The organism is Acidisarcina sp. (assembly GCA_035539175.1).
In the GTDB taxonomy this organism is placed as follows: Bacteria; Acidobacteriota; Terriglobia; order Terriglobales; family Acidobacteriaceae; genus JANXZS01.
Genome location: DATLIY010000008.1, coordinates 547460 through 558691, shown reverse-complemented (window position 1 = coordinate 558691; position 11232 = coordinate 547460). Strand labels below are relative to the sequence as shown.

At 60.6% G+C, this 11232-nt stretch carries 10 protein-coding genes; 5 read left to right on the top strand and 5 right to left on the bottom strand.

Features of this window, described 5'->3' with window-relative positions; genetic code table 11:
- Window positions 1–73 precede the first annotated feature (73 nt).
- The 4 genes from VM554_10365 (at window position 74) to purK (ending at window position 2433) form a co-directional block, all read left to right on the top strand.
- On the top strand, window positions 74–313 hold the full coding sequence (locus VM554_10365) for a hypothetical protein (GenBank protein ID HVJ08778.1): 240 nt from the start codon (window positions 74–76) through the stop codon (window positions 311–313).
- Between the two features lie 125 nt (window positions 314–438).
- The gene (locus VM554_10360; protein ID HVJ08777.1) at window positions 439–696 is read left to right on the top strand and encodes a hypothetical protein; all 258 of its coding nucleotides are present in this window, start codon (window positions 439–441) and stop codon (window positions 694–696) included.
- Window positions 697–796: 100 nt separating this feature from the next.
- The gene (gene purE / locus VM554_10355; GenBank protein HVJ08776.1) at window positions 797–1288 is read left to right on the top strand and encodes a 5-(carboxyamino)imidazole ribonucleotide mutase; all 492 of its coding nucleotides are present in this window, start codon (window positions 797–799) and stop codon (window positions 1286–1288) included.
- On the top strand, window positions 1285–2433 hold the full coding sequence (purK, locus tag VM554_10350; protein HVJ08775.1) for a 5-(carboxyamino)imidazole ribonucleotide synthase: 1149 nt from the start codon (window positions 1285–1287) through the stop codon (window positions 2431–2433). The genes purE and purK overlap by 4 nt, the downstream gene beginning before the upstream one ends.
- A 72-nt stretch (window positions 2434–2505) precedes the next feature.
- Here purK and sucB read toward each other — a convergent pair whose 3' ends face one another.
- The 5 genes from sucB to VM554_10325 all read right to left on the bottom strand — a co-directional run bounded on the left by sucB (window position 2506) and on the right by VM554_10325 (window position 8562).
- Window positions 2506–4191, bottom strand: a complete 1686-nt coding sequence (sucB, locus tag VM554_10345; protein ID HVJ08774.1) for a 2-oxoglutarate dehydrogenase, E2 component, dihydrolipoamide succinyltransferase — start codon at window positions 4189–4191, stop codon at window positions 2506–2508.
- Window positions 4192–4297: 106 nt separating this feature from the next.
- Window positions 4298–5131 carry a lipoyl(octanoyl) transferase LipB gene (lipB, locus tag VM554_10340; protein HVJ08773.1) on the bottom strand — a complete coding sequence of 278 codons (834 nt, stop codon included), beginning with the start codon at window positions 5129–5131 and terminating at the stop codon, window positions 4298–4300.
- Between the two features lie 57 nt (window positions 5132–5188).
- Window positions 5189–6625, bottom strand: a complete 1437-nt coding sequence (lpdA, locus tag VM554_10335) for a dihydrolipoyl dehydrogenase (protein ID HVJ08772.1) — start codon at window positions 6623–6625, stop codon at window positions 5189–5191.
- A gap of 315 nt (window positions 6626–6940) precedes the next feature.
- Complete coding sequence (gene hemB / locus VM554_10330; GenBank protein ID HVJ08771.1) at window positions 6941–7930, bottom strand: porphobilinogen synthase; 990 nt, start codon at window positions 7928–7930, stop codon at window positions 6941–6943.
- 98 nt (window positions 7931–8028) lie between these two features.
- A complete protein-coding gene (locus VM554_10325) occupies window positions 8029–8562 on the bottom strand; it encodes a zinc ribbon domain-containing protein (GenBank protein HVJ08770.1) in 534 nt (177 codons plus the stop codon).
- Between the two features lie 97 nt (window positions 8563–8659).
- Here VM554_10325 and VM554_10320 point away from each other — a divergent pair, with 97 nt between their 5' ends.
- Window positions 8660–11137: a Smr/MutS family protein gene (locus VM554_10320; protein HVJ08769.1), complete on the top strand. Its 2478-nt coding sequence runs from the start codon at window positions 8660–8662 to the stop codon at window positions 11135–11137.
- The last annotated feature ends 95 nt before the right edge of the window (window positions 11138–11232 follow it).

Sequence of the window (11232 nt, the reverse complement as noted above, 5' to 3'; positions counted from 1 at the left end):
GCGATAAGCCCGAACGTTCGAGAGAGTTGAGACCGGGAGACGATCGTCTCCGTTGGTCAGCAGGGATAGAGAGATGAACGAGTTTGAGGCGCAGGTGCTGGCGGACCTGTGCGTATTGAAGAATCAGATGGCCACATTGCTAGGGGATGGCCAGACTGGCCGGCTAGGTGTTCTGGAGGGGCGCGTAGAACGGCATGAGTTGCAGTGGCAAAGAGCCAAGGGCTTTGCGGCAGCGATGGGAGCGCTTGTCACTTTGTTGCATTTAGCAAGCGAGGTAATGCGACGCCATTCCATCAGCTTCAGCTTTCTCTGAAGCGACAAGGATCGATGGGGAGCTTGTTCGCTTTGGGGGCTCGAAGCTGGAGTTGGGGATAGCTCGATGGTCGGGATGAGAAGTTTTTTGAATTGAATTGTGAACCGAAAGAAGAAGGAGCAAGAATGAATTTTTTGAATATGTTTCTGCGTGGTCTGGCAGTTCTGCCTGGGATGATTCAGGGTGTGGAGAGTTTTGTTGGGAATGGCAACGGGGATCAGAAGAAGGCGGCGGCCTTGTCGATGGTGGGATCCGCCATCAATCTGACCGATGCTATTGCCAATAAGCATGTGCTTGATCCGGCGCAGTTCCAGGGTGGTCTGGGCAAGGTAATCGACGGCATTGTGGATTGCCTGAACTCCAGCGCCTGGAGCAAGCTCTAAGCAGGCGGACTGAATGGCGGGGCGCGCCGGCCGGTTGGCGCGCCCCAGCCTTCCATTTTTGCGGTAAGAACAGAAAAGCCGGCGAAGTATAATCAGCATCATGGAACAAGCGCCGGTGGTCGGTGTAGTAATGGGCAGCAAGAGCGACTACGAGGTGCTCAAAGCCGCCGTAGACCTGCTGAAAGAGTTTCTCATTCCTTGTGAAGTGCGGGTGGTATCGGCACACCGCACGCCAGATTGGCTATTTACCTATGCAGAGCAGGCTGAGACCCGCGGACTTCGCGTGATCATCGCCGGTGCCGGTGGCGCTGCGCATCTGCCAGGGATGCTGGCGGCGAAGACGCTGGTTCCCGTGCTGGGGGTCCCAGTACCCGCGACGATGCTGAATGGCATCGACTCGCTGCTATCGATTGTCCAGATGCCGAAGGGTGTTCCGGTAGGAACGCTGGCGATTGGCAAGCCGGGCGCGGCGAATGCTGCCTTGTTTGCGGCGGAGATACTGGCGGTGACGGATCCCGAGTTGAGAAACAAGCTACGTGCATGGCGCGAACGGAATCGGCAGGAAGTGATGACTATGGAGCTGCCCGAGTGAGTGCAATTCTTCCAGGTTCGACAATTGGAATTCTTGGCGGCGGGCAACTGGGACGCATGACCGCCATGGCTGCGCGTACTCTCGGCTACCGGGTGCAGGTGATGGATCCTGATCCTTCCTGTCCGGCTCGTTTTGTAGTGGATGCCTGCTTCGAAGGGGCATGGGACGATGCGCGCACGGCGGCCAACCTGGCGCGAGGATGCGATGTAGTCACGCTGGAGATCGAGCAGATTGCGATTGCATCGTTGCAGGCGGCGCAGAAGTACGCGCCGGTGCGGCCAGGACCAGGGTTGATGCGGATGGTTCAGGACCGGATCCTGCAAAAGACCTGGTTGAAGGATCAGGGCTTTCCGGTAGGAGAATTTCGCGCAGCACGCACAGAGGAAGAACTGGTCAGGGCGATTTCCGAGTTGGGTGGCCGCTGTTTTGTGAAGAGTGCGCGAGGGGGCTACGACGGGCGCAGCCAGGTAAAGGTTGGATTCGAGCCTACGTCGGCCTCCAGCGAAGAAGTGGGCCGCGAGACCTGGGCCCTCCTGGGGAAGGCGCCCTGTGTTGCCGAGAAAGCGGTGGATCTGGACCAGGAGATCTCGGTGATGGTCGCGAGATCTCCGCGCGGACAGATTGTCAGTTTCCCTTCTGCGTCGAACCATCATGAGAACCAGATTTTGGTGTGGAGTGTTCTACCTTCCTCGATTCCACCGGAGTTGGAGTCAAAGGCACAGGAGATGGCTCGCGATCTAGGGTGCCAGCTGATGCTGGAAGGACTGCTGGCGGTGGAGATGTTTCTGACGCGGGATGGCGCGCTGTTGATCAATGAACTTGCCCCTCGTCCACATAACAGCTACCACGCCAGCGAGAGAGCCTGCGTAACCAGCCAGTTTGAGCAAGCGGTGCGCGCCATATGCGATCTTCCGCTGGGCGACACGAGTATCCTGCGGCCGGCAGCAATTGCAAATCTTCTGGGTGATTTGTGGCTGGATCATGAACCAAGATTCGATCAGGCATTGGAGGTTCCCGGCGTGGGGCTGCACCTTTATGAAAAGTCTCAGCCGCGGAAAGGGCGGAAGATGGGGCATCTCTCTGCAGTAGGAGCCACTCCGGAAGAGGCGGTCAAGCGGGTTTTAGAAGCGCAACAGTTGCTGTGACAATTAGAGATAAGACAAGCAAAAGGGGGCAGGCCAGGCTGGTCTGCCCCCTTTTACTGTTTACGAATTAACCTAGCCGATATCCTCGTTCCAATTCTCGAGATACTTCTTTACCTCAGACATAAACTTCCCTGCATCCGCTCCGTCGACGATACGGTGATCAAAGCCCAGCGTCAGGCGAACGATGCTGCGGATGGCGATGGAGTCCGAACCGTTCTCATCTGTAACAACGGTTGGTTCTTTGAAGAGACCTCCGACGTCGAGGATGGCGCTCTCGGGCTGATTGATGATCGGCGTGCCAAATTGTTCGCCGAAGATGCCGGGATTGGTGATGGTGAAGGTACCGGAGCCGACTTCATCCGGCTTGAGCTTCTTGTTGCGTGCGCGACTCGCGAGATCCGCGATCGCGCGGGCAATGCCGAGGAAACTCTTCTCCTCCGCCTGCTTGATGACGGGAACGATGAGGCCCCAATCCAGCGCAACGGCGATGCCGACGTTCACGTTCTGGTGATAGCGGATGGCTTCGCCCTCCATCGAAGCGTTGACGATGGGCATCTTGCGCAGGGTGGCGATGACGGCGCGCGTGATGAATGGCATGTAAGTCAGCTTGACGCCGTTGCGCTGCTCATACTTCGACTTCTCCTTCTCACGAAGGCGCACGATGCGCGTGAGGTCGATCTTGAAGCAGGTATGGACGTGGGGGCTCGTGCGCTTGGACTCAACCATGCGCTGCGCAATGATGGAGCGCATACGGCTGAGTGGCACCAGGTCTCCTGCGACGGGAGCAGCGGAAGGAACCGGTGCGGCAGGCGACGGGGCAGCAGCAGCGGCGGCGGCTGGTGCTGAAGCCGGAGCCAGAACGGAAGCCGCCGGTACAGGGGCGGCGGGAGCGGGTTTCGTTCCACGCTGCTCAAGAAAGCCGAGTACATCCTCTTTCGTGACACGACCCGCTGAGCCGGAGCCCTTTACCTGATGCAGGTCCAGATTGTTTTCCTTCGCAATGCGGCGCACGAGCGGCGAGGAGCGAACGGGTTCCCCTAACGCCGCTGCAGCGGGTTCCACTGCGGCAGCCGCTTGCGGTTGGGAAACGGGCGCCTGGGCCGTTGGCGGAGCAGAAACCGAAGGTGCCGCTGCGGGCTGTCCTGTGGCCGCGCCACCGAGCACAGCGACGACGGTGTTGATCTGAACGGTCGTACCCTCGGGCACCTTGATCTCGGTGAGCACTCCGGCGGCGGGCGACGGGATCTCGGCGTCGACCTTATCCGTCGATATCTCAAACAATGGCTCGTCCCGCTGTACTGTATCGCCTACCTTCTTGAGCCATTTCGTAATGGTCCCCTCAAAAATAGACTCCCCCATCTGGGGCATGACCACGTCAGTCGCCACACCAGAGGCTGCTGCGGGGGCAGGCGCCGCTGGGCTGGCTGTTGCGGGAGCCGCCGGTGCGGGCGCGGCCTTGGGGGCCTCTGCCTGAGCCGGAGCAGGGGCGGGAGCCGCAGGTGCAGAAGCCACTGCGCTTCCTGATTCGCCAAGGGTGGCGACGACGGTGTTGATCTGAACGGTCGTGCCCTCGGGCACCTTGATCTCGGTGAGCACTCCGGCGGCGGGCGACGGGATCTCGGCGTCTACCTTATCCGTCGATATCTCAAACAATGGCTCGTCTCGCTGTACCGTATCGCCTACCTTCTTGAGCCATTTCGTAATGGTCCCCTCAAAAATAGACTCCCCCATCTGGGGCATGATCACGTCAGTCGGCATCGATTCCCTTTCCCAATTGCTTTACAAAACAAGTCTGCTGGATACCCCGTATGAGCGGATTCAGCCGTCGCAAGGTGGATTATAAACGCCACGCTCAACCTATAGCTTATGCAAGAAACGAATCCTCTTCGCCGTGCAGCCTCCGCAGTTCCTGGGGCACGCGAAGGGGAGTGTCGTCCGGAACTCGCTGTATTTCCTTCACAGGCGTTTCCGTTAAATGTTCAGATGCACCCTGCGCGCTGCTGCCTGCGAGGAGATCGTCGAGCGACTCAACCGCGAGCACCTGATCCTTGAATACCCACCCGAACTGGCGGGCCACTTCATTTGCCGCCTGTTCGAGGCTTGGAACGCGTTGGCAGGTCTCATTCTCCAGACTGGTAACGTCTTTATCCGCAATGCCGCAGGGGACGATCAGGCCAAAGTCGCGGAGATCGGTCGTGAGGTTGAGAGCAAACCCATGAGAGGTGATGCCGCGCGAGATGTGAACGCCGATTGCAGCGATCTTCTTTTCTTCTGCAGCACAATTTGGCGTGGTCCAGACGCCGGTGCGCCCCGCGATGCGGCCGGTGGAAACGGCATATTCCGCGCAGAAGCGGATGAGAGCTTCTTCCATAAGGCGCACAAACTCGATCGCTCCTAACCGCGGCGTGAAGCTTCTAAGATCCACAATCGGGTAGCCGACGAGTTGTCCCGGGCCGTGATACGTGACGTCGCCGCCACGATTGATCTCGTGAACCTCCACTCCGCGGCGCTCCAATAGTTCGTCGGATGCAAGGATGTTCGACCGGTGGGAATTGCGGCCAAGTGTCAACACTGGCGGATGCTCGAGGAACAGGAGCGTGTTGCCGATTCGCTGCTGGTGACGTAATTCGACAAGCTGCTGCTGCAGGGCGAGTCCGCGAGCGTAGTCCGTGCGGCCGAGATACAGATAACTGAACATCCGAACCTTTGCTGCGTAACCGTGAAGAGCCTGTCACGCGACAGGCTCTTCGAAGTCTTACGCGTTGATCGCCATTCCTTCGACGCTGCCATAGGCATCGAGGAAGGCTTCCGCCAGCGTCGGGTGGGCGTGAATGGTAAACATCATTTCCTCAATCGTGGCTTCGAGCTCAATCGCCGTCACCGCTTCCGCAATCAACTCCGTCGCCGAAGGACCGATGATGTGCACGCCGAGAATCTCGCCATGCTTGCCATCGGAGACGATCTTGATGAAGCCATCGTGCGAGTCAATGATGGAAGCCTTCGAGTTGGCGGAAAACGGGAACTTGCCCACCTTCACGTCGTAACCCTTCTCTTTGGCTGCGGCTTCCGTCAGACCAACGCTAGCGACCTGCGGCTCGGTATACGTACAGCCTGGAATTCGGTTCCGATTCACCGGACGCGCGTATTTGCCTGCCAGGTGTGCGGCGACGACCATACCGGCCATCGATCCCACATGAGCCAACTGCGGAAGGCCAGCCACGATGTCTCCAACTGCGTAGACGCCCGGCTCCGCAGTCTCCATCCATTCATTTGTCGGAATGAAGCCACGGTCTGTCTTGATCTTCGTCTTCTCCAGGTTGAGGTTTTCCGTGCGGGGTGCGCGGCCAACGGCCACCAGCACCTTCTCCGCTTCCTTCACCACGGGCTTTCCATCGGCACTGGTAAAGGTCACCTTGACGCCATCCTTGGTCTTCTCCACCTTCTCCACCTTCGCGCCGACATTGATGTCGATACCGCGCTTGCGATAGAGGCGCGCCAGTTCCTTGCTGATGTCTTCGTCTTCGACGGGAACGAGACGCGGCAGATATTCGATAATCGTCACTTCGGTGCCATAGCTGCGAAAGATGGAGGCAAACTCCACCCCGACCGCCCCGGCTCCAATCACGATCAGCGACTTGGGAACCTCATCCAGGTTAAGGATCTCCATATTCGTCAGGATGCGATTGTCGGCCTGCAAGCCGGGAAGCAGCTTCGCGTCAGAGCCGGTTGCCAGGATGATGTTTCTGGCCTTCACCTGACTCTGCTTCGCCGCGGGGTCGCCAGGTGTTCCGGCGGTAACCTCAACCGTATGGACCCCGTCCTTGACTGGGCCCGTCAAACGGCCATAGCCGGAGATCACGGTCACCTTGTTCTTGCGCATCAGGAAATCAAGACCCTTGGCATGCTTGGTGACGATGCCGTTCTTGCGCTTGAGCACCTCGGGCCAGTTCACCTTCACCTCTCCCACGCCCTCGATGCCGTACTCCTTGGCATGCTTCAGGTGGTCCCATATCTCGGCGTTGAAGAGTAGAGCCTTGGTGGGAATGCAGCCCCAGTGGAGACAGGTGCCCCCGAGCTTGCTCTCCTTTTCAATCAAGGCTACTTTCAGTCCATATTGACCGGCACGGATGGCCGCCGTATATCCGGCCGGACCTCCGCCGATAATTGCCACGTCATAAATTGTTTCTGCCAAGGGATGCTCCATTCGGTGGTGATGCGTGGTGGGTCGGAAGGGAACTCCGCCAATACAACCCCAGTGTACCGAATTATCTGATTACGATCTGGCCCGGAAGGATGCAACAACCTCTGAAGGACCACACGCAATACTCGCCGCGCTGGAGATGGAAGCGATACGCATATCTGGATCGTGGACCCAGCTCTGCGTATCGCCTATCAGGGCACCTCTGCCGGTTTTGAGCGGCACGGAACGGCGAACTCTCTATGCCGGAGACGCCGATCCCCGTGGTGCTGGCCGATTTATTTGCGGAACTGGACCGGGTAGCGGCTCCTAAGCCAACGCCCTGGCCGCCTCCTGCGCAAAGTAGGTGATGATGAAGTCCGCACCGGCCCGGCGAATGGATAACAACGACTCCAACATCGTCCTCTCCGGCTCCAGCCATCCGCGCTGGAATGCGGCCTGAAGCATGGCATACTCGCCCGAGACCTGGTAGGCGCCCAGCGGAAGATCGAAGTTCTCGCGGGCTGCGCGGATCACGTCCAGATAGGGCATCGCGGGCTTCATCAGGATCATGTCCGCTCCCTCCCCAATATCCAGATCGATCTCCCGCATCGCCTCGCGCAGGTTTGCCCCGTCCATCTGGTAGCTGCGGCGATCGCCAAACTGGGGAGCCGAGTCCGCGGCCTCGCGAAATGGCCCATAGAAGCCCGAGGCAAACTTCGAAGCATAGGAAAGGATCGGCGTCTGTTCCAGTCCGGCGTCATCCAGGCCGTCGCGAATGGCGGCCACCCGGCCATCCATCATGTCCGATGGCGCAACGATGTCAGCGCCTGCCTTGGCCAGCGAGGTTGCGGTGCGCGACAGCAGTTCCAGGCTGGAGTCGTTCTCAATCTCATACTCGTCGCCCGTCTTCTTCACAATCCCGCAGTGGCCATGCGAGGTGTATTCGCACAGGCATACATCGGCGATCAGGACGAGATCTTTCAAGGAGCGAAGCTGCTTCATGGCCCTCAGTCCGCGTTGCACGATGCCATCCTCGGACCACGCGCCGGTCGCCTCTTCGTCTTTTCGCTCTGGCAGGCCAAAGAGCAGCAGTCCTCCAACGCCGAGCGCCGCGGCTGCTTCCGCATCCTTGACCGCTTCGTCGACCGAGAGGTTGAAGACGCCGGGCATGGAGCCGATCTCGCGGCGAATCCCCTCGCCGGGACACAGGAAAATCGGGGCGATCAGCGCTCCGGGATGCAGGTGAGTTTCGCGCACCAACGCGCGCATGGCCTCGGTTCGGCGCAGGCGCCTGAGTCGTGTAATGGGATAGTCCATAGCTTAGATTCTACTCGGGCGCGCTGAACTGAGGAGCAGGCACATCTTCTTCAGCCGGCAATCCCGAGGAAGCCGATCCCACCCGGTAGCGAAATTCCCTACCCCACCAGTTCCTCGTACTCGCGCGCCGACTCCGACGGCAGAAGCACCCAGAGCGTATAGATTCCCAGCGCCGTGCCACTTAACGGCTTGATCAAGGCGAGGAATCCAGCCACCAGGGCCAGGGTTCTCCCCCAACGCTCATGGCGAATGAGCGCGATCCCCGTCAGAATCCCCAGGATGGATCGGCCGACCAGCATAAACGTGATAAAGGGCAGCATCCAGGGCATATGCATGAATGGAAAGCCGGGCCCGAAGGGACCCATCGGGCCAACTGGACCCCAGGGGCGGTGCATGCCAAGCATTCCGGCAAAGAACGTGGCTGCGAAGGCCCAGGTAACCAGCAGCCAGCCCGCATAGACCAGCCACAGGATGGCGAGCGTCTGCACGTGCCGCTCCACTCGCGAGGGGAATAAGCCGGCTGGCGGCGGTCCTGCCTGCGTGGCAGCCGGTGGCATCGTGACCGGCCGACCGCACTTCGGGCATACCTGCTGGCCCTCCTGGAGTTGTTGACCGCATGTGCTGCAGTACATGGAATCCCTCCCTGACGACGATGGCTGACAAGCCTAAGCCGCTCTGTTTGAGGTACGCAAGCGGCAGCACCCGGGTTCCCGGCATTACCATAGACGAGTGGCACTCCTGAACCCCATTCCGTCGCCAGTCGAGGAGACCGGCGGCGCGGTCCTCGAATGGCCGCGCCTGCTCGAACTCCTGGCGGGCTATTCGCACTCCGCACTGGGCCGCAAGTGGATTCTCGACCTTGTCCCCTCCAGCGATCGCGTGTGGCTGGAGCGCCAGCATGGACTGGTAGACGAGATGCGCCTGCTGCTGGAGCAGGGAGCCTCGGTTCCTCTTTCCTCGCTCTTCGATCCGACAACCTTGCTGGACAAGGCGCGCATTCCCGGCGCGGCGCTGGAGCCGGAAGAGCTGCGCGCGCTGATCAACCTGATGGATGACATCGGCTCCTGGCAGGGCCTGATGAAGACTCCGCCTGCGCGCGTGGCGGATCGCCTGCCCCAGCTCCTGGCCCTTAGCGCACCGCTGCTTGTCTCCGACCTGAAGCCGCTGCTCGATTCGCTGCGGGAAAAGATCCTGCCCGACGGTTCCTTAGCGGACAATGCCTCGAGCGACCTGCGACGGATCCGCCGCGAGCAGGAGCGGCAGCAGCGCCTGATTGAAGAAGGATTGCGCGCCACCCTGCGCAGGCTCTCCGAAGGCGGCAGCACACAGGACGATCTGATCACCATCCGCGGCGACCGTTTTGTCATCCCCGTCAAAGCGGAGTGGAAGCGGCGCGTCTCCGGCGTCGTGCACGGCGCCAGCTCCAGCGGACAGACCGTCTACGTGGAGCCGCTGGAGACCATTGAGCAGAACAACGAACTGGTGCGCCTGCTGGAAGAGGAACAGGCGGAGATTCACCGCATCTTTCTCGCCATGACGCGACAGGTAGCCGGATATGCGGCCACCATCGGTCCCGGAGCCGCCGTGCTCGCCGAGGTAGAGTCGCTCGTCATCCGGTCGCGCTTCGCGCACGACTTCCAATGCGTGCGTCCACACTTTGCCGATGCGGATAACCCCGCGCTGGACCTCACCAATGCACGCCATCCGCTGCTGGAGAAGCGCCTGCGCGCATCCGGTGGAAGAGTGGTGCCCCTGTCCATTGCGCTTACCGGCGATGCGCGGCAACTCATCATCAGTGGGCCGAACACCGGCGGCAAGACCGTCTCCCTCAAGACGACAGGGCTCCTGGCGCTGATGGCGCAGGCGGGAGTCCCCATTCCTGCCGACTATGCGGTGCTGCCCGTCTTTCGCAGCCTGCTGGCGGATATCGGCGATTCCCAGTCGATCGAGCAGAACCTCTCCACCTTTTCCGCGCACATCCTCAACATCGACCGGATCTCGCATCTCGCCGGCACCGATTCGCTCGTTCTGCTAGACGAGCTCGGATCGGCCACCGACCCGGAAGAGGGTGCAGCACTGGCGGTCGCCATCGCGGAATACTTCCTTAACGCCCGCGCCTGGTGCCTCATCTCTACCCATCACACCTCGCTCAAGGTCTATGCCGCGAATGTCAGCGGCGTCCTCAACGCGGCGGTTGGCGTAGACGAACGAACGCTGGTGCCGAATTACCAGTTGAGGCTCGGCGTTCCGGGAACTTCGGCGGGCATCAACACCGCGGAGCGCCTGGGCCTGAACCACGCCATCGTTAGCGGGGCGCGCGCCAGGCTGGGATCGCAGACCGAGGATATTGCCCACTTTCTGGAGCAGCTCCACCGCCAGCTCGAAGCCGTTACCCAGGAACGCGCACACCTCAGGCAGCGCGAGCAGGAGGTGGCGCGGGAGAAGGCACGGCTGGAGGCCGAAGGAGCCAAGGAAGCGCGCGCCAAGACGCGGGAGATGGAGTTGAAGCTCACCTCCCTCCTCAAGGACTTCGAATACCAGGCGCGGGAGACCGTTCGCGTCATCGAGGATCGCGCGGCGCAGCAGAAGCTCTCCAAAGAAGCCGAGCGGCGCATCGCGCGTCTGCGTCGCGAGTTCAGCGAACAGTTCAACGCCACCGTGGTTGCGCACAACACCGGAGCCGACCGGGGAGATGCCAACGCACAGCCGCACGTCGTGCGCCACGTCGCCGTCGGCGATATGGTAAAGCTTCGCTCCATGGGCAAGACCGCGCTGGTAAAGCGGCAAATCGATGAGAGCACCTTCGAGGTCTCCATTGGCGCGATGAAGATGCGGATTGCCCGTGACGACATTGCCGAGGTGGTTTCCACTCCCCAGCAGGCCGGTGGCACTTCGAGCAGCCCGTTACAGGCCGCTCGAAGCCGTGGTGTCTCCGTCTCCGTCAGCGAACCCGATGAGAACATGCGTGCGGAAATCAACCTGATCGGCCGCACCGCGGACGAGGCCACAGACGAGCTGCGGAACTTCCTCGACCGCGCCTTCCTGGCCGGACTGCCGCGAATTCGCGTGGTTCATGGCGTCGGCATGGGAGTGCTGCGCCGCACGCTGCGCGCCTACCTGCAACAGCATCCGCAGGTAGCTTCCATCGCCGAACCGCCGCACAACGAGGGCGGAGCAGGGGTGACCCTTGCCGAATTGAAGCAGTAGGTGCTTGATAATGCTGACTGTTCTATGTGCCTGGCACCAATTCCTAAAATAGTTCTGGAAATAGAACCGGCATTTGCGTCATCGTAAGAAACAGC

What these genes read in the sequence shown, in the direction of transcription:
- VM554_10365 (HVJ08778.1), top strand. Translation starts at nt 74, where the DNA reads ATGAACGAGTTTGAGGCGCAGGTGCTGGCGGACCTGTGCGTATTGAAG.
- VM554_10360 (HVJ08777.1), top strand. Translation starts at nt 439, where the DNA reads ATGAATTTTTTGAATATGTTTCTGCGTGGTCTGGCAGTTCTGCCTGGG.
- purE (HVJ08776.1), top strand. Translation starts at nt 797, where the DNA reads ATGGAACAAGCGCCGGTGGTCGGTGTAGTAATGGGCAGCAAGAGCGAC.
- sucB (HVJ08774.1), bottom strand. Translation starts at nt 4,191, where the DNA reads ATGCCGACTGACGTGATCATGCCCCAGATGGGGGAGTCTATTTTTGAG.
- lipB (HVJ08773.1), bottom strand. Translation starts at nt 5,131, where the DNA reads ATGTTCAGTTATCTGTATCTCGGCCGCACGGACTACGCTCGCGGACTC.
- hemB (HVJ08771.1), bottom strand. Translation starts at nt 7,930, where the DNA reads ATGGACTATCCCATTACACGACTCAGGCGCCTGCGCCGAACCGAGGCC.
- VM554_10325 (HVJ08770.1), bottom strand. Translation starts at nt 8,562, where the DNA reads ATGTACTGCAGCACATGCGGTCAACAACTCCAGGAGGGCCAGCAGGTA.